At 63.8% G+C, this 22852-nt stretch carries 17 protein-coding genes; 2 read left to right on the forward strand and 15 right to left on the reverse strand.

The window, feature by feature from the left end; all coding sequences use genetic code 11:
• Positions 1–90: 90 nt before the first annotated feature.
• The 10 genes from ACN19L_RS06595 to ACN19L_RS06640 all read right to left on the reverse strand — a co-directional run bounded on the left by ACN19L_RS06595 (position 91) and on the right by ACN19L_RS06640 (position 10439).
• Entirely contained in the window at positions 91–396 is a 306-nt protein-coding gene (locus ACN19L_RS06595; RefSeq protein ID WP_426492738.1) for a hypothetical protein, read from the reverse strand.
• Between the two features lie 46 nt (positions 397–442).
• Positions 443–634, reverse strand: a complete 192-nt coding sequence (locus ACN19L_RS06600; protein WP_426492739.1) for a hypothetical protein — start codon at positions 632–634, stop codon at positions 443–445.
• A 37-nt stretch (positions 635–671) separates the two neighbouring features.
• Positions 672–1073: a hypothetical protein gene (locus ACN19L_RS06605; RefSeq protein WP_426492740.1), complete on the reverse strand. Its 402-nt coding sequence runs from the start codon at positions 1071–1073 to the stop codon at positions 672–674.
• Between the two features lie 58 nt (positions 1074–1131).
• Positions 1132–2430, reverse strand: a complete 1299-nt coding sequence (locus ACN19L_RS06610; protein WP_426492741.1) for an O-antigen ligase family protein — start codon at positions 2428–2430, stop codon at positions 1132–1134.
• Complete coding sequence (locus ACN19L_RS06615; protein WP_426492742.1) at positions 2423–3613, reverse strand: glycosyltransferase family 4 protein; 1191 nt, start codon at positions 3611–3613, stop codon at positions 2423–2425. Before ACN19L_RS06615 ends, ACN19L_RS06610 begins: the two co-directional genes overlap by 8 nt.
• Entirely contained in the window at positions 3606–4877 is a 1272-nt protein-coding gene (locus tag ACN19L_RS06620; protein WP_426492743.1) for a hypothetical protein, read from the reverse strand. The genes ACN19L_RS06615 and ACN19L_RS06620 overlap by 8 nt, the downstream gene beginning before the upstream one ends.
• On the reverse strand, positions 4840–6957 hold the full coding sequence (locus ACN19L_RS06625; RefSeq protein ID WP_426492744.1) for a Wzz/FepE/Etk N-terminal domain-containing protein: 2118 nt from the start codon (positions 6955–6957) through the stop codon (positions 4840–4842). Before ACN19L_RS06625 ends, ACN19L_RS06620 begins: the two co-directional genes overlap by 38 nt.
• The gene (locus ACN19L_RS06630) at positions 6957–8114 is read right to left on the reverse strand and encodes a response regulator (protein WP_426492745.1); all 1158 of its coding nucleotides are present in this window, start codon (positions 8112–8114) and stop codon (positions 6957–6959) included. Before ACN19L_RS06630 ends, ACN19L_RS06625 begins: the two co-directional genes overlap by 1 nt.
• A 163-nt stretch (positions 8115–8277) precedes the next feature.
• Positions 8278–8721: a BLUF domain-containing protein gene (locus ACN19L_RS06635; RefSeq protein ID WP_426492746.1), complete on the reverse strand. Its 444-nt coding sequence runs from the start codon at positions 8719–8721 to the stop codon at positions 8278–8280.
• Positions 8722–8990: 269 nt separating this feature from the next.
• Entirely contained in the window at positions 8991–10439 is a 1449-nt protein-coding gene (locus ACN19L_RS06640) for a hypothetical protein (RefSeq protein ID WP_426492747.1), read from the reverse strand.
• Positions 10440–11968: 1529 nt separating this feature from the next.
• Here ACN19L_RS06640 and ACN19L_RS06645 point away from each other — a divergent pair.
• Both ACN19L_RS06645 and ACN19L_RS06650 read left to right on the forward strand, forming a co-directional pair.
• A complete protein-coding gene (locus tag ACN19L_RS06645) occupies positions 11969–12463 on the forward strand; it encodes a ferritin-like domain-containing protein (RefSeq protein WP_426492748.1) in 495 nt (164 codons plus the stop codon).
• A 288-nt stretch (positions 12464–12751) separates the two neighbouring features.
• Positions 12752–13624, forward strand: a complete 873-nt coding sequence (locus ACN19L_RS06650; RefSeq protein WP_426492749.1) for a cyanophycinase — start codon at positions 12752–12754, stop codon at positions 13622–13624.
• A gap of 64 nt (positions 13625–13688) precedes the next feature.
• Here the strand turns inward: ACN19L_RS06650 and ACN19L_RS06655 are convergent, their stop codons facing one another.
• The 5 genes from ACN19L_RS06655 to ACN19L_RS06675 form a co-directional block, all read right to left on the reverse strand.
• Positions 13689–13946 (reverse strand): hypothetical protein, encoded by a 258-nt coding sequence (locus ACN19L_RS06655; protein ID WP_426492750.1) that lies wholly within the window; start codon positions 13944–13946, stop codon positions 13689–13691.
• A 61-nt stretch (positions 13947–14007) separates the two neighbouring features.
• Entirely contained in the window at positions 14008–14925 is a 918-nt protein-coding gene (locus ACN19L_RS06660) for an SDR family oxidoreductase (protein WP_426492751.1), read from the reverse strand.
• 52 nt (positions 14926–14977) lie between these two features.
• Positions 14978–16279 carry a family 1 glycosylhydrolase gene (locus ACN19L_RS06665; protein ID WP_426492752.1) on the reverse strand — a complete coding sequence of 434 codons (1302 nt, stop codon included), beginning with the start codon at positions 16277–16279 and terminating at the stop codon, positions 14978–14980.
• Between the two features lie 419 nt (positions 16280–16698).
• On the reverse strand, positions 16699–17340 hold the full coding sequence (locus ACN19L_RS06670) for a response regulator (protein WP_426492753.1): 642 nt from the start codon (positions 17338–17340) through the stop codon (positions 16699–16701).
• Complete coding sequence (locus ACN19L_RS06675; RefSeq protein WP_426492754.1) at positions 17318–22807, reverse strand: PAS domain S-box protein; 5490 nt, start codon at positions 22805–22807, stop codon at positions 17318–17320. Before ACN19L_RS06675 ends, ACN19L_RS06670 begins: the two co-directional genes overlap by 23 nt.
• Positions 22808–22852 lie beyond the last annotated feature (45 nt).

Raw genomic sequence — 22852 nt, forward strand, 5'->3', positions numbered from 1 at the left:
CCCCCTGAAATACTCCCCCGTTGCGGGCAGATCCGCTACGGGTGGGCCTGCCCGCAACAGGGGAGTATTTTACTTTACGATCCGGGGTTGCTAGAGCGGGCGGTGGCTGGCCCACCAGCTCCGGGCCCGGCTGCCGAAGGAATCGGGCCGGCGCTGGCTGGGCAGGCGACGGGGCCGGAAATAGTCGCGGCCGGTGCCGGCGGCGGGATTGGCGGCGCGGCGGAGGCGGCCGTGGCGGCGGCGCGAAGCCGGGGGCATGGTGCCCCCAGTGGCCGATTCCGGCACTTCGGGGCGGAGTGGCGTGCAGGCCTGGGCCCGCCCGGGCACGGCGCACTCCCCTACCAGACACAAGCCAGTCAGCAGACCCAGCCGCAGAACGTACATCAGTTGTTGCATGAATTAAAAAGAAAGGCAGAACAGGAAGAAGGGAGCGGAAGCCGACCTAGCGGGCCACCAAAGCAGCTACCCGGGGCGCCACTGCGGCAGTGCGGGCCTGCGGGGTACGCCCGGCCGGCCGGGCAGCGGCGGGGCCCGCGCCCTCACGGGCCAGAGAGAGTGGCGGTTGCCGGTAGCGGTTGTATTTGCCCATAACCAGCAACAGCAGCATAAGCAGACAGGCGACAAAGTGCTTCATAGGAAACAAGAGGTAGAAATAGACAAAGCAGAAAAACTCAGGGACCAGCCGGGTCGGGAAGTACCGCATCGGCAATCTGCCGATACCGCAGCCACTGGCAAGCGGCCCCTTCCTCGGCAAACACGCGCAACCAGGCGGGCCCTGAAACCGGGGCAGCACGGGCCGGGGGCAGGCTCAGTATGGCCAAGGTCAGGGGCTCGGGACCAAGCCAGCGCGTGGCCAGCGGATAAAGTATTTCGGTAAGCCAGGTGGTCTGGTGCGGACAGAGCGGGTCGCGCCGCCGCACATCCAGCAGCCAGCGGGCGGCGCGGTGCTGCCGGGCCGTTTCGAGGCTGCGCAGGCACACCTCCCGCAATTCGGGCGGGCCGCCCGGCTGCTGGCAGCGCACCACCAGAATGCCCAGGTCGGGGCGGAAATGGATGGAGTAGGCGTCCGTCATAGGCAGAGTGCAGCAAGTGAATACCAGGGCGCAGCACGCCCCCCGGCTACCGGGGCCGTTAGCTGGCCGCGGGCAGCAGCGTCAGGTCGGGGCGGCGCAGGCGCAGCACCCGGCGCTCGGGAGCCGTGAGGCGGGCGTTGAAGCGCAGGCAGGTGAGGAAGATGAGCAGCTGGTAGAACAGGATGCCGAAGTTGGACTGGCCGAAAATCCCGAACTCAGTAAAGGAGTTAATCAGCAGCGGAATCAGCAGCCCCACAAACAGCAGGCGGGCCTGCCGGTCGGGGCTTTGCAGGGCCCCGCGCACCAGCAGCAGTAGCTGGGCCAGCACGATGCCGAAGCCCACCACGCCCAGGTTCAGCAGCACCTGAATGAAGGTGTTGTGCGTCATTTGGGCGGCGTAGGTGTGGGTGCTCTGGAAATACTCGCCGTAGGCAATGCGCATGAAGCCGTAGCCCAGCAGCGGCTCGCGGGGCAGCCCTTCGGTGAGCAGGGCCTGCCAGAACGGGAGGCGGCCGGTGAGGCTGAGCACTTCCTCCAGCCCGCCCTGCTTGACTACCAGCCCGGCCAGCAGCGGCAGGCTGGCCCCTACCCCACCCAGGGCCAGCAGCTGCCAGCGGCGGCCGGCCTGGCGCAGGTGGAAAAACAGCACCAGCCCAAAACCCGCCAGGGAAGAACGGGAGCCGGTGAGCACCAGGGCCACCACCAACGGCAGCAGCTGCAGCAGGGTGCGGCGCAAGCGGTATTTCTGGTAGAAGTTAAAGCTCAGGCCGGAGGCCCCCACCACGCACAGCATGCCCAACTCGTTGGGGTTCATCAGGAAGCCGCCCAGCCGGGCCTCCTCGCCGCCGTGGGTGAGGCGGTAGAACGTATCGGGCGCGGCCACGGCCCCCACCAGAAAGCCCAGCACCAGCCAGCAGCAGGCGTTACCCACCACCCGGGCGAAGTGGATGTTGCTGCCCGCATAAAACGTATCCAGCAGCACGAAGCACTGGGCGTAGAAGTAGGCAAACACCAGCGTTTCCACCACCATCAGCAGCTGCAGCAGCGAGTAGCCGGGGTTGCCCGACCACAGCAGCGAGGCCAGGCCCAGCAGCAGGTAGGCCCCGTAGAGCAGCACCGCCAGGCTGTGCTGCCACCGCCAAGCGGCCACCGCCCCGCGCCGCTGCAGCCACTGGCTTACGCCGGCCGCGGCCAGCGTCATGGCCAGGCGGGAGCCGGTTTTGAGGAGGCGGGTCAGGCCCACGTCCTCGCTCCAGGTGAAAAAGCCGGCCAGCTTGATGAGCAGAATCAGGGTGAGCAGCACCTGCACGGTGCGCAGCAGCCGCTGGTGGTTGGGAAGCGTATCGGTTTTAAGCATAGTAGGCGCGGCGGTACATGCGCTGGTAATCGTTGAGCAGCGTGGGCCAGTAGAAGGCCGTGGTTACCATGGCGTGGCAGCGCTGGGCCAGCTGGCGGCGGGGCACCGTCAGCCACTGGCGGCGCAGGCGGTCCAGGCCCTCGGCCAGCAGCTCGGGAGCGGCGGTGGGCAGCACCAGGCCGCACTCGAAATCACGGATGTAGGAGCCGAAGTTGGTGGCCTCCGTTACCAGGCAGGGCACGCCCAGGGTGGCCGCTTCCAGCACGGCCGTGGGCAGGCCTTCGTAGTGCGAGGGGTGGGCAAACACGTCCAGCTGCGACAACAAACCCATCTTCTCATCGCCAAACCGGCTGCCCAGCAGCTTGATCTTGCCCTTGGGAGCCTCGGCCGCCCACTGCTCCACCCGCTTGCGGTCGGGTCCGTCGCCGATAATCCAGAGCTCCACGCCGGGGGTGCGGCGGGCAAACTCGGCGAAACCCTTAATCAGACAGCTCAGGCCCTTGTGCCGCTCATCGAGGCGGCCGCAGAAGCCTACCCGGAAGATGCCCCGCGGCTCGTCGCGGTCCGGCAGGTGCAGGGGCGCGGGAATCTCGAAGCCGTAGGGCAGCAGACAGGTACGCACCTCGTTGGGCAGCTGCTGCAGGCCCCGCACTTCGCTGTGGCCCAGGCACTGCACCTGGGCGGCGTGGGTAAGCAGGTACCGCTCGTAGAACTGCATGTACAGGCGCTTCATCAGCCGGCTTTTGTGCATGGCCGCCGCGCTGTAGCTGCCGTGGGGCGTGAGCACGTAGCACAGGTTCAGCTCGGTGAGCTTGCGAGCCAGCGTGTGGTACACCGGAATAAAGCCCCCGTGCAGATGAATCACCGTTTTGCCCTCGATGCTTTCCAGGGCGGCAACCAGCTCCTCATCCAGCTGAAACGGACTGCGGCAGGCCCGGAACAGGGAGGTGGCAAACTCCCGGGGCGGGTAGTTCACTTCCAGGTCGTGGGTGATACCCCACACCTCCACGTTCCAGCCGGCACGGTGCTGCTGGGTGGCCAGGGCGTGCACCACCTTGTTCACGCCGTTCATGCGCTCGGGGTTGGCCTTGCCCAGAATCAGGTGGATAATGCGGATATCGGGCTCCAGCTCGGCGGGCGCGTCGGCCGGCGGGAGGATCAGGGATTCGGGAATACTAACCATGAGGTTGTTGAAAAGAAGGTCGGCGGGATAAAATCAGACTCCAGTACAGGCCCAGCACCAGCTGGGCCCCAATCCAGCCCAGCACCACGCCCGTGGCCTGGTAGTGCGTGAGCAGCCAGCGGGCACTGAGTACCGAGAAGCCGATGCTGAGCGCGTAGCCCACGAAGTAGGGCCGGGCGCTGGGCAGCAGCCGCACCGTGAGGCGCAGCGGGTACACCAGCAGAATCACCACGTACAGCAGGCAGCACCAGCGCAGCACGCTGCTGTGGGCCGCCTCCTGCGACTGCACCCAGCGCACCAGCGGCTCGGCCAGCAGCGCCAGGGCCAGCAACGGGCCGGCGGCCAGCCCCAGCATGAGGCGGGTGAGGCGGGCGCGCTGCCGCCGGAACTCGGCCTCGCTGCGCTGCCGGCTCTGGCTCAGGCGGGGCAGCACGTAGTTTTCGGCCGCCTGCAAACCCACGTTGAACAGGCCCATGATGGTTTGGGCCAGCCGCAGAATACCCAGCGTGGCCAGCGGCGTGCTCAGGCCCGCCAGCACCAGCAGCACGTTGCCCGACGACCACTGCAGCAGGGCCGTGGGCAGCAGCCAGCGAGCCTGGGGCCAGTGCTGCCGCACCACCGCCCGCCAGCCCGGCCCCGCGGCCGGGCCCCGGAGTAAAGCCGGCAACCCCAGGGCCAAAGCCGGCAGCGTGGTCAGCCCCATCACCCAGAACACGGCGGGCAGCGTGGCCGCCCGGCCGGTGGCAGCCCAGCCCAGCAGCACCAGCAGCTGCCCCCCGCACGAAACCGCGTCGGTGAGCAAAGCCAGCGGCACCCGGTCTTCGGCCAGCAGCAGCTTGCGCACCGTGTCCTGCAGCGTGGCAGCCCCCAGGTACACCAGGAAGGCCACCAGCACGGCCCCGGCCTGGGGCCGCAGCAGCAGCCCGGCCCCTACCGCCAGCCCCGCCGCCCCCACCCCGAAGGCCGCCTGCAGCTCCAGCAGGGCCCGGCGGTAGGCGGGGCGGTGGGCGGCCGGCACCGTGGCCAGCACCACCTGCATGGGCTGGGTGATGAGGGCGCCCTGCACGGCCAGCAGCAGCAGCAGCCCCATCTGCCAGGCACTGAACTCGCCGAAGATGCTCAGCCCCAGCCCCCGGGCCACGAACAGGTTGGTCAGGAACGTGGTGCCGCTTACCAGGCCCTGGTCGGCCAGGGCCCAGTAGCGGGCCGGCACCGGCGGCCAGGCGCTACGCCGTAGCGGGAGCGCCAGCACGGACGGCAGCACGGCGGGAGGTGGGGGCGGCTACGGCCAGGCGCGGCCACAGGCAGGCCAGGAAGCCGGGGCGGTAGCCTTCCCGGTTCAGGCAGCACTGCACGTTGGGCAGGTTGTACTCCTCCATCAGCTGCTCCAGCTCAGCCAGGCGCGTGAGGGGCGTGCGGTGGCTGTCCACTACCACCAGGTTCACATCGGCCCCGGCCATCACGGCCAGACTGTGGCTGTCGGCGTCCAGGGGGAGGTTGCGCACCAGCACCACCTCGTTGGGCAAAGCGTCGGGGTTGAGCGAGTTACGATCCTGCAGTGTGATGCTGCGGAAGCGGCGGCCCTGCTCGGCCAGCGCCACTGAGAGGTGGCGGAAGAAGAAGGCCTGGCCCTCGGAGCCGGTGAAATCCGTCACCACTACTTTGGCTCCGTCGCGCAGCAGGCCTTTCAGCTCCAGGCGCGTTACCAGCTGGCGGAAGTAAGCCAGCTGCATCTGCGGCTCGGGCAGCAGCGGCAGGGCGGCGGCCACGGGCAGGCGGGTGTTGCGCTGCAGGCGCAGCGTGTCCTGGGGCGTGGCGCGGGCGGCATCCAGCCCGTACACCAGCACTACGCCGGCAATCAGCCCCAGCAAGCCGGCCACGGTGTAGATGAGCACGGGGTTGGGGGCAATGGGCTCCTGGGGCACCAGGCCGGTGGCAATAATGCGGTGCGAGGAGCTGGGCGTGGCCTGGGCAATGCGGGCCTCGGTTTCCTTCTCGTGCAGGAAGGTGTAGAGCTTCTCGTTGAGCTGGCGGTTACGCTCCAGCACGGCCAAATCTTTCTCCCGGTCGGGCAGGCCGGTGAACACCTGCTCGGCCTGGCCGATGGCGGCGTCCAGCTGCTGGCGCTTCACCACCAACGTGTTGCGGGTGTTGCGCACACTTTCCAGCAGGTGGGCGTTCAGGTCGGCCAGCTTCTGGTCGAGGGCCTGTACTTTCTCATCCTCGGGGGTGAAGCGCACCAGCAGGTCGCGGCGCTCGGCCTGCAAATCCTTCATCTTGCGCACGATGTCGCCGGAGGCGTTGTCGCTGAAGGCGGCGAAGCTGGGGGCCAGGTCCAGCACGTTGCGGTGGCCGGCCTGCATCTGGCGGTACACATCCTCGGCGGCCGAGAGGCTCATATCCAGGGTGGCGCGCTGCAGTTTCAGCTCGGCCACTTTGTGCAGGTCGGTATCCGTCTGCTGGCCGATGTTCACGATGCGGCGGGTGTCGCGGTAGCCGGCCACCGAGTTTTCGGAGCCCGCCAGGCTGCGGCCCACCGTCTGGAGCTGCTTGCCGATGAAGTCCACGGTGGTGTTGGCCACCTTGTACTTGGTTTCGAGGTAGTCCTCCATGTACACCTGGGCCAGCGCGTTTACCAAGTCGGCGGCCTTTTCGGGCACGGCGCTGCGGTAGGTGATGCGCAGCACGGGCGTTTCCTTGTCCACGCTGGTAATGTCGAGGCGGCTCAGGATGGCGTCCTGCAGGCGGGCCGGCGAGTGGCGCACCACTTCGTAGGTATCCAGCAGCGGGAAATCGGGACGAGAGGCCAGCAACGCCAGGTTTTTCTCCACCACTACATCACCTTCGCTCAGGTGCAGCAGGCTGTTGAACTCGCCCTGCACGGTTTCGCCGGCGGGGCTGGTTACTTCCACGCTCTGGGGCGAAAGCACCGTTACCCGGAACGCTTCATCCTCCCAGCGGTGCCCGCGCAGCGTCATGTGCACGCTGATGGGGCTGTCGTGGTACAATTCGGTTTTGCGCAGCGTGCCCCTGCGGTACACGGTGGTGCCCAGCTCCAGCCGGCCCAGGGCCTTACCCAGCAGCAGCGGCGACTTGAGCAGCTCCACCTCGGCGGCGGTGCGGTTGTCGGGCGAGAACACGTCCTGGGTTTTGAGCAGGGTGGTATTTACCACGCCCTCGTTGCCCTCGGCCAGCTTGATTTTGGCGGTGCTTTCGTAGAGCGGGGTGGCGTAGCGCAGGTACAGGCCGGCCAAAGCCAGGGCCGCCACCGTGCACAGCGCAATCAGGGGCAGACCGCGCCACACCGGGCGCAACAGGCGCAGGTTTTGCTGAAACTCGTTCATCAGATAGAAAGGAAAAGACGGGTGATAATGATGATGGCACTCAGGCCGGACGCCACGGCCAGCATGCCGCCCGATTTGCGCTCAAACTCCTTGGAGGACTTGGCCGGCACGTACACCACGTCGCCGGGCAGAATGAGCGTGTTGCTCTGCACGTAGGTGTCCATGCGGGTGAGGTCGAACACGCTTTCCTGCACCTTGCTGCCCTGCTGACGCAGCACCTTCACCACGCGCTTATCGGCGTAGTTGTTGAAGTCGCCGGCCCGGCCCAGCACCTGCACCAGGGTGGTGCGGTCCTTGTCGAGCACCAGCTTGCCGGGCGTGTTCACCTCGCCCAGCACGGTTACTTCCTTGTTGAGCACCTGCACCGTTACCAGCGGGTTCACTACCGATTTGCCGAAGCGGGCCTTGAGGGTCTCCTCGGCCTCGGGCACCGTGAGGCCGCCCAGGGCCACCTTGCCCAGCTTGGGCACCGTTACCTCGCCGTTGTTGTCCACCAGCAGAAACCGGGCGTCGGGCTCGGTGCTGGGCTGGGCGCTGTATACCGAGCCTACGCTCAGCTCCTCGTGGTCCCACACGCTCAGGCTCAGCTTGTCCTCGGGCCGCAGGCGGTACTGGTAGTCGAGGGGGGCCTGCAGGGGCGCGGCGGCGGGCCGGCGGCTGGCGGCCTGAAACAGGTTCTGGGTGCAGCCCGGCAGCAGCAGCAGGGCCAGCAGCAGGGAAAACAGCTGAAACAGGGAGAAGAACCGGTTGGCCCGGGCCGGCCGAACCATGTTCAGCCGCTGGCGCACCCGCATAATGCGCTCCAGTACCGCGTTGAGCTTGGAGCGCTGGGTTTCGTTTTTCACGATGTAGTCGAAGGCCCCGAATTTGAGCGACTCCACGGCCACCTCCACCTGCTGCTGCCCGCTCACGAACACCACAAGAATGTCGGGGTTGAAGCGCTTGATGGCCTTGAGCGCATCCATGCCCGACACGCTGCCCATCATCTGGTCCAGGAAAATAATGTCGGGCTCGTCGGTGAGGCTGTTGAGGCAGTCGGAGCCGTTATCGAAGGTTTTGATATCGTGGTAGCCCTGGCTGCGGATGGCCTGCTCCATCAGCTTCAGGCAGAACAGGTCGTCATCGACCAGGAAGATTTTGGGTTGATCTGGGTGCATAGCAGTACGTTTGGCCTGCCAGAGGCGAGGAACGTGCCACCACTCGAAAAATAATTCAACTAGTTAATTATCAATTATTTAATAACACGCAAAAAACAAGCCGGCTCTATTTTCTGGAGCCGAATCCAGAAAATAGAGCCGGGAGCAGCAGAAGCTGCACGCGTTAGTAGGCGGTGTTTGTCAGGAAGGGCTCGACGAAACTTAGCAGCCGGTGCACCAGCATGGGGCGGGTGGGCGCTACTTCGGCCAGCAGGTTGGGTAGTTGCTGAAAGTTTACGCAGGTAAGCGGCAGTCCAAGGGGTACCACGCTGCAATCGGGCAGGCCCACGCACCAGCTGGTGAAGCTGCGTCGCGACCAGGGCCCCTCCATCAGTACCTCGCAGCTATGGTTGCGGCGGTCGAGGGTAATGCGCTGGTAAATGGCGAGCACATGTTGTTTGCGGCCTTCCAACAGTTGGGCAAAGCGGCCGTCGGGGGTATGCAGCAGCAAACCGGTCACATCTGCGGCTTGGTTTTGCATGCTGCATTGTTGGAGCAGCTGGGGTAGCGCTTCGCCAGTAAATTCGTCGCTGGCGTAGCTTTGATACATGAGGTGATAAAGTGGCATTGTACAGGCGAAGATAAGCCGAACGATGAACTTGCGGCCGACAGTTGGCTGACCAGCAAATCATTGCAGAATACTTATCTGGGTGAAACAGGTTGCATTATATAGATATTTTCTAATATACATCAACCAGAATTCCAACGAATGGTAAGTCCGTTTATTATTCGGAGCGGACCTGAAAAGCGAATTGGCTTGAGCCGCCACTATAGTAAACAACAAAGCCGCCCGGTATTCCGGGCGGCTTGCAGAGAGGGTAGCCAACTTACCGGTGCTTAGGGCCGGGTGCCGTGCTGCACTGTGGGCGGGTACGCATCAGACAGGCGGAAGCGGCCCACCACCAGCTGAGGAGCAAGGCCGGAATCCGGCTCCGAGAAGCTGAACGTCCCGCCTACCACCACCTCCCCGGCCGGATTCAGCGCCACGGCCGTTGCTTCATCGGGGCCCCGCGTGCCCACAGTCTGCGCACCTAGCCACGCACCCTCCGTACTCAGGCTGCCCAGGAATACGTCGAGCCCGCCCTGGTTGGCCAGGGCGGCACCGGGACCCACAGCCGCCCGACTGCTGCTGCCTACTACGTACAGCGTACCCAGCGCCGAGAGGGCCAGCCCCTGGCTTGTTTCCAAGGCTTGGCCCTGCACGCTGGTTACCCACTGCCACTGGCCGGCGGCACTAAGTCGGGCCACGTAGGCATCGTCGCCGCCCTGGCTGCTGAGGTGGTGAGAACCAAATGAGGCGGATCCACTGTAGGAGCCCGCCACGTACACCCGGTTCTGCTCATCCAAGGCCAGGGCGTTGCCGTAGGTGGTACTGGCGCTCAGTCCTGCCGTAGCCCACTGCCAGGTGCCGTTGCCGCTGAGTTGGGCCACGAAGGCATTGTGGGTGCCCTGGCCCGCCACCGGGTATGCCCCAAAGCGGGCGGTACCGCCCACATAGCCCGTGGCCACCACTTCGCCCTGCCCGTTGATGGCCACCCGCCGAACGGCTCCTTGTTCTGAGGCTCCAACCGAGGTTGCCCAGGTCCAGGTACCGCTCTGATCCAGGCGGGCCACGAAGCCATCGTTGCTGGCCGCCGCCTGCAGCCGGTGCGCACCAAATACGGCTTCTCCCTGGAAGCGCCCCCCGATAACTACGGTATTCTGCGGCCCAGCGGCCAGCGCCAGGGCCTCATCCTGGCCAGGGCCGCCGGCAGTGAGTACCCCGCGCCACGCGCCCTGCTGGGTCAAAGCGGCCACAAACACATCCTGCCCCCCCTGGCTAACGGCCTCCCGCTCTCCGAAGGCTACCCGCCCGGTAAACGAGCCTGCCACCAACAGATTGCCTTGAGCATCCAGGGCTAGGTCGGTAGCCCCGTCGCTTTCAGCCCCACCTACTCCCACGGCCCAGGCCCATTGCCCGCCGGCCGTGAGCTTGGCCACGAAGGCATCACTGCGGCCCTGGCTGACTAGCCGGGTCGCCCCAAACCGGATTTGCCCGGTAAATCGGCCGGTCAGGTAGGTGTTGCCGGCGGCATCGGTGGCCAGGCGCTGCAACACGGCCGAGCGGGTTTCGGTGCTCTGGGCCAACCAGGGCCCGGGCTGCTGCTGAGCCTGGGCCGGGCTCATATTACCGGCCGCGGCCAGCAGCCCGGCAGTCAGCAGACGCCCTGGCACGTGCTTCAGCAAACGAATAGAAACGGCAGGAAAATGAATACGGGGCTGAGTGGAAAAAGCGCGGGCAAGCATACGGTGGAGTTGGAAGAGAAAAGGAAGTCGAGTACAGTGACCCAGCTTTCCTGCCAATTCAGGCCCATATTTCCATTCACCTGATTATCAGGATATATCACTGGGAGAGCACAACCTTACGCGTCCAGTTACCGGACGCCGGGTCCAGTTGCTGGACAGCGCGCAGTCCAGAATACAGCCCGCTCCCGGCCAGAGAACCCATCTGCACCAGCTCAGGCGGGATGTTATTGCGCCCGGCCGCGTGGGTAGTGGGTATGCAAGCTGGTAATCATGCGGCCGGGTGCTCCTGCCCCCGGCGTCCCTCGCTATGCGCTGCCTGGGGCCCGAAAACAGCGCTGACTATTAGCCGCTTGGCTGCTAGTCCTCGTCGGGCTAGGCAACTGCCAATGCAAATCCGAGCCGGCAACGCACTCTTCTCCCCCGCCGGTAGTCGCGCGCTCCGGGTAAAGCCAGCCTCCTACACGTACTATACATCGTGAGCGAGGCCCCGAAAGCCGGTTAAACGCGTGGATACAGGCTTTCTGCGTGAGGGGCGCGCACATCAGGTACTCGCCGAAAGAGCCCCCTGCCTCCGGCCGCTGCCGGGCGCAGCATGCCGTTGCCGAATTCGCTACCGGTTAGGCAGCAGAGGCCACAAAAGGGTTGTGACCGGTAAGTAGTTAAAGAAAAAAAGACCGGAGCATTGCCCCGATCCTTAAAAGCGTAAACTGCGTTATTTCCGGCGGTCTGAACTATCGGCTGTCAGAGCCGCTGGTTCCGGAGCCGTTAGTATCAGAGCCGCTGGTTCCGGAACCGTTGGTGTCAGTGCCGTTGGGAGTGGAGTTACCGCTCATCCCATCACCTGAAGTGTTTGTGCCGGCATCATTGCCTTCCATATATACGGTATCCGCACTGGCATCAGTGCCGGCGGCATTGGATTCAGTTGATGCGTTGGAGCCGCCGTCGCTGCTGCAGGCCGTCAGCTGGGCTCCTGCGAGGACCAGACTCAGTAAGGCGAGTCAGAAAGATGTTTTAGACATGTGTGAAGGATAAGGATTTGTGAAAGAACTAAGTGCCTTGCTATACGGATGTAGTGCCGGGTAAAGAGGATGAGCAACTACGTAATCTGGCCGGTAACCACGTAGGCAAAAACACGGAAAATTCCTTGGGAGCCCCCGCGCCACCGTACCGGACCGTGGCCGCTGCAGGGGGTCCCCATCCCGCCCCTCACTCCCCGAGCTACCAAGCAACGGGCTGCCCGGAAGCCAGCAAGCCCGCCCTTCCGGGATGGCAGGAAACCGGGGGAAATGCGGATTTTGCTCCGGCTAACTACGGATTTGTCGCCCCGTATTTCCGCTGACGAAGAATGCTGAGGCGCGCGCCAGTTGCACAAACAAACTACTCATATTCATCCCATTACACCCTCAACCACTAGCCTGGCCTGTTGCCGACGGCGGCTATTATACGCTGAACGAACCTGCTACCGGCGGCGTAGGCAGAACAGGTCGGTGGCGCGGTCCACTCCTACTCTCTCACTTTTCTGCCCGGCAATGTTTGATAAACTGGAAACCCTGGATGACCTCCTTACTGTGCAGCTGAAAGACCTGTACAGCGCCGAAAAACAACTCATCAAAGCCCTGCCACTCATGGCCGACAAAGCCCACGATGAGCGTTTGCAGGCCGGCTTCCGCAAGCACCTACGCGAAACCGAGGAGCAGCTTAGGCGCCTCGAACAGATTGGGGAGTTCCTGAATCTTTCCCTCGGGGGCCATACGTGCAAGGCAATGGCGGGACTTATTGCCGAAGGTCAGGAAACGATGTCGGAACGGGCCACGGCCGAAGTGATGGATGCGGCCCTGATTGCCGCGGCTCAGCGCATTGAGCACTACGAAATTTCGGGCTACGGCACGGCTACGCACTTCGCCAGCCGGCTTGGGCACGTGGAGGTAGCCGATATGCTGCGCCAGTCGCTGGCCGAGGAACAGCTGACCGATACCAAACTCAACAACCTGGCTAAGGAACACCTGAACCAAAAAGCCCTGTAGCCCCAATCCGGGTGCCGGCCCTGCGTTGTGTACCGGACTGGCTCAGTACGCGCTACGCCTGCATTTCCGGGGCGTTGGCGGCGGGGCCACTTCTGCCTGCACCGTCTGCCCACCGGTTGCGGCCGGTTCCGGCAGCTCATTCTCCCTCGGCCGCGCATGCAAAACGGTACCCTGATGCTGCCCGGAGCAATACGATGGCCGACACTATCCGCCAGATACACTTCGGGAGCCTGAAAACCTGCATGAACGGCACTTTACGGGTCACTATTTTCCTTTTCCTGCTTCTCAATGCCCAATCCGTTTCCTGTTCCCAAAGGCAAGCTACTGCTGATTGGCGGCCACGAGCAGCGTGATAAAGCCGGTCCTTCGCACGAGCAGTCCCCGGAATTCATTTTGCAGCGCTTCGTGGAGGAGTTGCCCAAAAAAGAAACCATTGTGGTGATACCCGCTGCCTCCGAAGAACCGGAAGTATCGGCCCGGGACTACATCCGCCTTTTTCAGCGCCTGGGTATCAAACACGTGGAGGCGCTGCACGTGCAGAGTCGGGACGAGGCTAACAGCGCGCAGGCCCTGGAGCTGCTGAACCGGGCTGATGGGGTGATGTTTACAGGTGGCGACCAGCTGCGGCTCACGACCCTGCTTGGCGGCACGCTGGTGCTGGCGCGCCTGACGGAGCGGTATCTGCATGAACCCATCCTCATTGCCGGCACCAGCGCCGGGGCCACGGCCATGAGCACGCCCATGATTTACCAGGGCCGCAATGATGCCGGGTTCGTGAAAGACGAAATACACATCACTACCGGGCTGCAGCTGCTGCGCGATGTAGCCGTGGACACGCACTTCATTGCTCGGGGCCGCATCGTACGCATGGCGCAGATTATTGCTACCAATCCCGGCTGCATTGGTCTGGGCTTGGAAGAAGATACGGCCGCCCTCATCACAAAGGGTAATGAGCTGGAAGTCGTCGGCAACGGAATTGTGGTGCTACTCGACGGCCACGACTGTACCGGCAATACCATTGCGGAGGTGCAGCCCGGTGACGTATTTTCCATCCGCGACCTGCGCCTGCACCTGCTGGCCAAGGGGCAGCGGTTTCACCTGCCGGGCTTTGCCACCCGCAAGCCTCCCCTGCTAGAACCAACGCCGGAAAAGCCGGAATAAGACTCCAACGTCTCTGGTCTTCACCAATTCCACCGCTGAGGCACGCCCAACCAACGGGCGAGTCTCAGCGCATTATTTTGCCCTGATTGTCCCAGTGACTCGATTGAATGCCCAGGCTGCCCGGCACCCGCTTGATGGTGCGCGTGAACCGTTCGCCCGCAATCAGGCCGTTGGGCTGCTGCCGGCCGAAAAACAGTAGCACCGGCTCGCCGTGCTCGTTGGTAACAAAGGTGATGTTGTAACCCTTAAACACGTCGTGCAGGGTGGCGTTGGGTTCGTACGTGTTGCTGAGTTTCTTTTCCAGCTCGGGGTGCAGGGGCATAGAACGAAAGGTATGGGGGTGAAAGATGCGCAGTATTCGGGCCGGGGCCCGGCGGCGGGGCCTACCCGGTCAGGGCTGCGGGCGGATTGGGGGACTGTAGCAGGCGCTCATCCAGCAGGTAGCGCTGCAGACCACTTTCCAGACCGGGCAGCAGCATGCCCTGCCGGCTGCGCAGGGCGCTGTTGGCCGGGCGCGCGGCGGCCCAGCCGAACGCAGCGGCCGGTCGTGCTTCAATGCCGGCAGCATCCAGACCAGCGGCCCGCACCGCGTAGCGGGCCAGTTCAGCCCAAGTGCAGGTACCATCATTGGTGAGATGCCAGATGCCGCGCTCCTCGTCCAGCAGCAGGTCAAGGGCCGTATTGACCAGGTCGGGTACGTAGGTGGGCGAGATGATGAGGTCATCGGCGGCGGCGAAAGGCTGACCGGCGCGGGTGGCTGCCAGAACGTGGTGTACGAAGTTGTGCGCGTCCCAGGCACTGAAAAAGGCGCTGGTGCGCACCACCAGCGCCGCCGGCAACCGGGCCAGCACGGCTTGTTCGGCCCGCAGCTTGCTGTGGCCGTAAATATTGAGGGCCCGGGCCCGGTCGGTTTCTTGGTACGGCTGGGGCTGAGCCCCATCAAATACCAGATCTGTAGAGAAAGTCAGCAACTGCAGGCGGCGCGTGGCGCAGGCCTGCGCCAGCAGCGCCGCACCAATGGTATTTTCGCGGTAGCAGCGGGCCAGGTCGGTTTCGGCTTCGTCTACGCGCACGTACCCGGCTGCATTTATCACCGCCCAGGGCTGGTAGCAGTCTAAGGCCCTGGCAATGGCGGCGGCATCGGCAATGTCCAGGGCGGCGCGGTCAAGGCACACCGCCTCCAGCCCCCGCAGGTGGCACACCCGCCGGAACGCCCGGCCCAGGGTGCCGTGGCAGCCGGTAATTAACAGCGGTGGACTGGTGAGCGAGGAATTGCCAGCAGAGAAGGACGCAGAATGCATACGAGATAAGACTGGATGAAGTGGCCGTACCACAATCCGGTGGTAACGTGCATCAGCCAAGCGGCGGGGCCGAAAAACGGATAGGACGCTGCCACCATCCCAATCCTTGGACTACGGGATGCGGATGGTGGCCGTGGCGGATCAGATTGCGCACCATGGCACTGAGCGCCGTGGGCCGGGGCTGACCGCTCCGGACATCGAAGACGCCACTCTCGTAGGAGGCTCCGTCACGGATGAGCAGGGTATCCCAGTCGTATGCTCCCAGCAGCGACCAGACGGTGAGGCCAAGTACCTCCACGCCCTGGGCTCGCAGCCGGTTGGCCGTTTCCCAGCTCTGGTGCAGCCAGCGCAACTGCTCCTCGCGGGTGCAGCCCAAATGACACTCCGTGATGGCCAACGGCTGACCGTAGCGGAGCCAGGCCTGCGCCAGCAGCGCCTCCAGCCCCACCGGACATACTTCCGGGCTGCGTATGGCCTCCACATCTGCGTAGGAAGGATGACCGGCGTTGCCGGACTGCGCATCCTGCTTGGAGCAACCGGGCAGCTGATCATCCAGAAACCGCTCACTGGTGGCGTAGTAGTTGATGCCCAGGATGGCGGGCGGCATGGGATCCTGCGAAAATACCAGGAGCTCGGTCTCGCTCAGGCCGTGGCGGCGCAGGTAGTGCCACAGCGGATGATGTTGTGTAACGGTACCGCTTAACAAGTCAAAGGTGAGCCAGCGCCGGTTATTCTCGAACGCCGCCCGCTCCGCCAGTACCGGGCGGGCGTGAGCGTACCCTAAATCCTCGGTTTGCACCAGCTGCGCGTCCGGATTAACGCCCCGGATGGCCTGCATAGCCAGCTTAATAGCCAGCACCTGATTATACAACACACGCACAAATACCTCGTCGGAAGTACCGTGCGGGTACCACAGGCCATACAGGCCGCTGAAACGGGCCGTAGTCAGGGGTTCGTTGACGGGCGTGTAGTAGCGGACCCACGGGTAGCGGGCTGCTACCAGCCCGGCGTAACGGGCCAGGCCGGGCGCAAAGGAGGGCTGGTTGAGAGCAGTGTAGCGCGGGCCACTGCCGTGGTGCACCAGGCCTACAATTGGCTCGATAGCCAGGGCCTGCAACCGGTGCAGGCGCTCATCGGCCCAGCGCCAGTCGGGACTGTCGAGGCTGTCCGGGGCCACATGCTCCCACAGAATAGGGTAGCGCAGCGTACGCAGGCCCAGCTCGGCGAAACGGTCCAGATCGGAAAGCCGATGAATGTGTCCGCTACGCGTGAGTTGGTCCGAGTACGCGTCGCCCACCCGGCGGCAGGTACACTCTACCCCACCCCAGAGCGGTACGTTGGGTATCGGCGACATACGTGCACAGCTATGCCTGGCGACTTTGCGCCGGACGGCCACTTTCCCACGGCCGGGCGGTAAGCCAGGCAACGGTGGGGTTTATCCAGCCGGGGTGGTGCCAGGCGGGCACTGCCAGCATTGGCGCTTTCAGAAGAAACGGGGTTTTAGCCGCCACAGCGTGTGGATGGGCCAATCGATGGTGAGGGGCAGACGAGGGCGTTTTCATAGTAGAAGGTAGCGTGGAACCACTGGAGTAGTGGCTGGGTACATTCTACGGATACTGGGCCGGCGTAAAGAAGCAAAAAGAGCCTCCAAGACCAGAATTACGGGATTTTCCCGCCTGATTCCGTACATCTACGGAGGCGGCGCGCCGAACTACCGAAACCACGCGCGGGGCGGCCTTCCAGCCTGATACAGCCTGGCCAAAGCGGGCAGCTTCAGGTAAGCCACCCCTGGCTGACGGCAGTTTTGATTAGCGCAGCGGTGTTGCGGGCCCCGGTTTTCTCCATGATGTTCTGGCGGTGGGTTTCCACGGTCCGAGGGCTGGTGAACAGCTTATCAGCAATCTGGGCGGTGGTCAAGCCTTCGGCCACCAGTTGCAGAATCTCCTGTTCCCGCGCCGACAGGCCGCCGCTCGGCCGGGCTGGGGGTTCAGGCACACAGGTTAAAACCCGGTTGAGCATGCTCAGCCCCAACTCGGAGCACAGAAAGCGCCGGCCAGCCGCCACGGCCCGCACAGCTACCACAATTTCATCGGGGCCTGCATTTTTCAGCACGTAGCCGCTGGCTCCCGCGGCCAGCACCTGCCCAATGGCCCGCTCGTTGTCCACCATGGAAAGCACCACCACGCGCACCTGCGGATACTCCACGTGCAGGCGCTCAGTGGTGGCCAGCCCGTCGAGGCCCGGCATGTGCAGGTCCAGCAGCACCACGTCGCAGGGAGTGGTGGGAAGCTGGGCCAGAAGCTGCTCACCGTTTTCAGCCTCACCTACTACCTGCAGGAAAGGATCCTGCTGAAACAAAGCACGAAGGCCGTGGCGCAGCACGGCGTGGTCGTCAACCAGAAAGAGGCGGATCATAGAGGGAGGAATCAGGATGGGAACCCGGGTAGGGAATTCGGATGCGTACGTAGGCCCCACCGGAGATGACAGAACCGATTTCCAACTGCCCACCGAGCAGTGCTACTTGGTCGCGGATGCTGCGTAGGCCCAGGCCCGTCTGCTCAGTTGGTGTACCCGAGAAGCCACTGCCGTTATCCTCGGCCCGCAGCAGTACCCAGCCAAGCATACTTTCCAGCTCCAGGCTGGCCTGAGTGGCCCCGCGGGCATGTTTTGCAATGTTCTGAGCCAACTCCTGAGCCATGCGGTACACAGCCATCTGCAGGGACGGCGTCAGGGCAACGGCGGATTCATCCAGCTCTACGTGGCTGAGCATGCGCAGCGGTGGGGTGCTCATTTTGTTGGCTATATCCTGCAGGGCGGCGGCCAGGCCAAATTTTTCCAGCACCATCGGCACCAACTCGTGCGATAGAGCCCGGGTCTGGCGGATGGCCTCGCTCAGCAGCTGGTCAGCCTCGGCCCGGGCGGTGGCAAGTGTTGGGCTGGTGCCCGCCAAAGAGGCGTGTACCTGGTCGAGGCGAAGCTTGGTTGCGCATAGAATCTGGCCGATCCCGTTGTGCAGGCTCTCGGCCATGCGCCGGCGCTCCGCTTCCTGCGTAGCCTGCACGGCCTCAAATAAAGCCCGTTGCTGCGTCAGGCGCAGGCGTAGGTTGTCGGCTTCCAGCCGCTGCAACTCCGTCAGGTCCAGATCTACGCCCAGTACCCGGGCGGGGAAACCGGTTTCGTCCCGAAGTACCACGGCTTTAATGCGGACGGTCTTCACCTGCCCATCCACCCGCAGGCGCAGCGTGTGCTCCACGTTCTGACCGGTGGTTAGCCGCCTCACCAACTGCTCGGCCCGGGCTCGGTCTTCCTCCACTACCAGTTGCAGGTACACATCGGGGCCGACGGGCTGACCCGGTGGCAGGTGCACGAGGTGATACATCCCTTCCGACCAGCGCATGTGGCCGGTGACCAGATCATAGTCCCACGAACCCAGGCCGGCAACGGCTTCGGCCTGCTCCAGCAGCCGCAGGTTTTTCAGGCGTTCCTGCTCGGCAATTTTGCGCTGGGTAATATTCAGGTTGGTGGCTACCACCCCGTCGCCCAGCTTCACAAACTGGCACGCATACCACTTGTCGGAGCCATCGAAAGGATACAGGTACTCTACGCCCTGCGGCTCGTCGGTTTCCAGGGCCCGCAGAATCAAATCAAAAATGCCTGTTTGTCGAATGCCCGAGTACTCCTGGGTGTAGAGCTTACCTACCATATCAGTACGGCCGGTTTCGCGCTCCAGCTCCTTGTTCACCAGACCAATCCGGAAATCCTGCACCTGCCCCTTCTCGTCGCGCACGGCATAGAGTACCGACATAGAAATAAGGCTGGTATCGAGCACGGATTGCAGCAGGTCGCGGCTGGCCTGTAGTTCATGCGTGCGGGCAGCAACTTCACGGGCCAGCCCCGCTTGGTCAGCGGCCATTGCCACTTCAGCCAGCTTGCGCGAGTGGATGTCGGTGGCTGCACCGAAGCATTCAACCATTGCGCCATGCTCGTCATAAATGGCCAGGGCCTGCACCAGAAACCAGTGGTACTCACCCGTAGCCGAGCGGATACGGTGCTCCTGCTGCAGGGGCTGCCCGCTCTGCATAGCGGCGCGGTAGCGCTGCACGGAGGCTACCCGGTCATCGGGGTGGATGACGTCGGTCCAGCCATAGCCAGCCGCTTCAACCGGCGTCTGGCCGGTGTACTCGTACCAGCGCTGGTTGTACCAGCGGGTTTCGCCCGCTGCGTTGCTGCGCCAGAGTAGGTCAGGTACCAGGTTGGCTACCATGCGAAACTCCTCCTCCGACTGCCGCAGTGCTTCTTCGGCCTGCTTACGGGCCGTAATGTCAAGAATGGCCGTGACGTAGCCGGTTACTTGATCGTGGCGGTCACGCAACGGTGCGGCAAACACCTGTGTCCAGATCAACTGCCCTTCGGCCGGAGTGTAGCGCATCTCCAGGCCTGACATAACTTTCTCGCCCCGCTGGGCCCGGGCGCCGGGAAATTCGCTGGCGGGCAGCGGGTGCCCGTCCGGCCCCATCGCCTGCCAGCGCGGCAGCTCCGTCGTGGCGCAGGAGGGGATGGTATCGATGGGCAGGTAGCGCCGCATCTGGTGGTTGGCCAGGGTCTGGCGGCCATCCGCGGCGTTCAGGCCGATGCCTACCGGCAGCGCGTCGAACACTGCGGCAAGCGTGGCCTCACTTTCGCGCAGGGACTCCTCAACGCGGGCACGCTCTACGGCCCCCCAGATACGCTCGGCCGCTTCTTCCAGCAGCGTTACTTCCTGCGGGCACCAGGCGTGGGGAGTATTGTGGCCGATAACCAGCGTGGCCGTCAGTTGTGCCTGCTTGGTCAGAGGCACAATTACGGCAGCGCGGATATTCTGGCTATGGTACAGGGCGCGCTGCTCCTCCGAGAGGTCGGGAGAAGTAGCTATATCAGGGCACACCCAGGTCTGCCCCCGCAGCAGCCAAGGCATGGGCCAGATACTGAACGGGTAGCGGCGGCCGGGCCCGGCAATGTCTGCATCATGCCAGTCAGGTGCCACCACAAACTCCTGAGCATCGTGGTCCAGATCAACGTAATACGCCCGGCTGGCGCTGAGTTGCCGGCCCAGCAGCTTGGCAGCTGTAGCGTGAATGTCCAGGGGATGGGAAAGCGGCCGCAGCGCATCACTGAGCTGCAACAAAAACTCATGCTGTTGCTCCCGACGCTTGCGCTCGGTGATGTCGTTGAAAACAAGTGCAATCAGCCGGCCACTGGTATCACCAACACGCGTGTAGTACGTGTCAATCCAGCGGTTCAGGCCGAGCATATAGGCTTCTGTACGCACGGGTTTGCCCGTCTGATACACGCTGGTAAGCGCGGTTAGCCACTCCTGCTCCACACCAGGCATTACTTCGCTGGCTTTTCGCCCCGCCCAGCCACTCAGACCTACATGGCGTTCTACGCCCGGATTCATCTCCCGCCAGATCATGTCGGTAACCTGCCCGCTGTCGTCAGCCAAGACCTCTACAATGGCAAAACCCTCGTCCATTGTCTCGAACAGCGTCCGATACTTCTCTTCTGAGGCAGCCAGGACAGCTTCGGCCCGGACCCGCTCCACGGCCGCCCAAATGCGCTCAATAGCCTCCTGCAGCAGCGTCACGTCTTCGGTGGGCCAGGTCCGGGGCATGGCATCGGCCACCACCACCATGGCCAGCAGCTGGTCTTTTTTTACGAGCGGTATCATCACCCAGGCCCGGGGGGTGCCGAGGGCCGCGTACCAATCCTGGTGCTCGCGGGTGTGGGTAGCCGTCAGCGCGTCGCTGCACCAATGCGGCTGTCCAGCACGGGCCTTGGTCAGCGCTCCGGGGCCGAGGGCCTGGAGGTGCAGCACCTGGCCGACCAGGGAAGGCCGGTTGGGAGCCCGGTTTTCGGCGCTGATGCGCAGGATGCCTTCCTGAGTGAGAGCTTCCGCGTACAGGGCCTGGGTGCTGCCCAAGTGGGCGCGTAATACCGCTAACGCCTCGTGTTGCACAACCTGCGGATCCGTAAGCGGACGCAGCACATCGGCCAGCTGCAGCAGAAACTGCTGGCGCTGCTGGGCCCGTTTGCGGGCGGTGACATCGGAAAAAAGCACGGCAACCTGGCGGGTGGCGGGGGGGCCGATGCGGAAGGCGTGTACATCAAACCATCGGCCCACGATTGGCTCAAAATGCTCCACGCGCAGGGGCTCGCCGGTGCGGGCCACCCTTCCGTAACTCTCAAACCAGAAGGCCTCCAGGTTAGGCAGCAGTTCGCGGGCCGTGCGGCCCTGGGCATCGGCCGGCATACCCGACTCGCGCACGAACACCGGATTCAGCTCCTGGTAGCGAAAATCAAGCGCCTGCTCACCGGTCTCGTCGAACAATACCTCCAGAATGCCAAAGCCTTGGTCCATGCTGTGAAACAGGGCCTGGTACTTGTCGCTGACCTGCTGGGCCAACTCCTCCTTAAGCTGCAGAATCTCCAGCTGGGCCTGTTGACGCTCAGTCACGTCCTCCCAACTGTGCACCAGCCGGTCACGGTCAAGCGGGGTATTGGTGATGGCAAACCACATGGCCCGGCCCCGGAAGTCGGCGGGCCGCAGGTAACGGTTGCGCTGGCCCGAGACCAGCGCCTGGCAGAGCTGAGCTAGCTGGTGTCGTCCGTTGTCGCCGTGGTCGGTAAAAAGCTTGCCGGTAAAATCTTCCCCCAGCATTTCCCGGCTGGCCCGGTTGATGTATTCGTGCACGAAGTTCACGATGTCGCCCGCCTCATCACGCACGGCCCGGTACACTGCCAGCCCGATATGGGGAGCGTCGATAACATCCTGCAGCAAAGCCCGGTTTTCGCGCAGCTCCTGCTCGGCACGTTTGCGGGCCGTAATGTCGTGGGTAGTGGTAGCAACCCCATCACCCAGCTTTACAACCGACTGATAAAACCAGCCGTCGAATTGCTCGTGGGTGTAATGCCGCTCTGACTGGTCGGGCACGCCCGACTCAAGCACCTGCCGAAAGGTGTCGAAAATGCCCGTCTCTACTACGCCGGGATTCAGTACGCACAGCCGCTGGCCAATCACGTTGCCGTATTCCCGCTCGGCAGCGGCGTTATTCAGTACCCATGTAAAGTCCACTACCTGGCCCTGCTCGTCGCGCACGGCCGCAAACACCTGCACCAAATCCAGCGAGCTATCAACGGTGCGCTGGAGCAGGGCGTGGTTTTCCCGCTGCTGCTGCTCCGCCTGCACCCGTTCGGTTATGTCCTGCACCAAACCACGCAGCTGCTCCGCAGTACCGGCGGCGTCGCAGCACACTTCTCCGTGGGCTTCCAGGGTGCGCCACTGGCCGTCGGCGCGGCAAATCCGGCGGCGGTAGGTGTAGGGCTGCCGGGTACGAATGGCTTCTGCCAGCACCTGAGCAACAGCGGCCACGTCGTCGGGGTGGGAGCGAGTATCAATGACGGGCAGCGACAATTCAAACCGTTGCGGCTCCTCACCGAAGAGCCGGTACATACCGTCGGAGAAATAGCACTTGCCGGTGGCCAAGTCTACCTCGTAGGAGCCAATGTGGGCAATGGCTTCCATATTGAGCAGCAGTTGCCTGCTGCGCTGCCGGGCAGTCGTATCTTCCCAGAACACCCAGTACTGCCCGGCCGGGGCTGGCCCGAGGCGCAGGCTTGCCCATTGCTGCGTGTGCGGGAGCCACGTATCGTCGGGTTGCGCCTCGCCAACCACCAGCAAGTGGTGCAGGGCCGTGCGGAGGGCCGGTGCAAGGGGGGCTTCTGTCAGCCGGCAGCCTATAAGCGCTTCGGGTGCGACCCCACCCCACTGCGCCGCCGTTGAGTTCACGTACCGTACGTTATACTGCGCATCCAACAACAGCACACCCCAAGGCAGGGCAGCCAATAAGTTGACGCAATCGAATGGGCCTTCTGACAAAGAAGGATCAGG

It is taken from the genome of Hymenobacter sp. 102, assembly GCF_049949205.1.
GTDB lineage: Bacteria > Bacteroidota > Bacteroidia > Cytophagales > Hymenobacteraceae > Hymenobacter.

Excerpts from the sequence above, each read along its gene's own strand:
- ACN19L_RS06595 (WP_426492738.1), bottom strand. The coding sequence starts at position 396 with ATGCAACAACTGATGTACGTTCTGCGGCTGGGTCTGCTGACTGGCTTG.
- ACN19L_RS06600 (WP_426492739.1), bottom strand. The coding sequence starts at position 634 with ATGAAGCACTTTGTCGCCTGTCTGCTTATGCTGCTGTTGCTGGTTATG.
- ACN19L_RS06605 (WP_426492740.1), bottom strand. The coding sequence starts at position 1,073 with ATGACGGACGCCTACTCCATCCATTTCCGCCCCGACCTGGGCATTCTG.
- ACN19L_RS06610 (WP_426492741.1), bottom strand. The coding sequence starts at position 2,430 with ATGCTTAAAACCGATACGCTTCCCAACCACCAGCGGCTGCTGCGCACC.
- ACN19L_RS06615 (WP_426492742.1), bottom strand. The coding sequence starts at position 3,613 with ATGGTTAGTATTCCCGAATCCCTGATCCTCCCGCCGGCCGACGCGCCC.
- ACN19L_RS06625 (WP_426492744.1), bottom strand. The coding sequence starts at position 6,957 with ATGAACGAGTTTCAGCAAAACCTGCGCCTGTTGCGCCCGGTGTGGCGC.
- ACN19L_RS06630 (WP_426492745.1), bottom strand. The coding sequence starts at position 8,114 with ATGCACCCAGATCAACCCAAAATCTTCCTGGTCGATGACGACCTGTTC.
- ACN19L_RS06635 (WP_426492746.1), bottom strand. The coding sequence starts at position 8,721 with ATGCCACTTTATCACCTCATGTATCAAAGCTACGCCAGCGACGAATTT.
- ACN19L_RS06640 (WP_426492747.1), bottom strand. The coding sequence starts at position 10,439 with ATGCTTGCCCGCGCTTTTTCCACTCAGCCCCGTATTCATTTTCCTGCC.
- ACN19L_RS06645 (WP_426492748.1), top strand. The coding sequence starts at position 11,969 with ATGTTTGATAAACTGGAAACCCTGGATGACCTCCTTACTGTGCAGCTG.
- ACN19L_RS06650 (WP_426492749.1), top strand. The coding sequence starts at position 12,752 with ATGCCCAATCCGTTTCCTGTTCCCAAAGGCAAGCTACTGCTGATTGGC.
- ACN19L_RS06655 (WP_426492750.1), bottom strand. The coding sequence starts at position 13,946 with ATGCCCCTGCACCCCGAGCTGGAAAAGAAACTCAGCAACACGTACGAA.
- ACN19L_RS06660 (WP_426492751.1), bottom strand. The coding sequence starts at position 14,925 with ATGCATTCTGCGTCCTTCTCTGCTGGCAATTCCTCGCTCACCAGTCCA.
- ACN19L_RS06665 (WP_426492752.1), bottom strand. The coding sequence starts at position 16,279 with ATGTCGCCGATACCCAACGTACCGCTCTGGGGTGGGGTAGAGTGTACC.
- ACN19L_RS06670 (WP_426492753.1), bottom strand. The coding sequence starts at position 17,340 with ATGATCCGCCTCTTTCTGGTTGACGACCACGCCGTGCTGCGCCACGGC.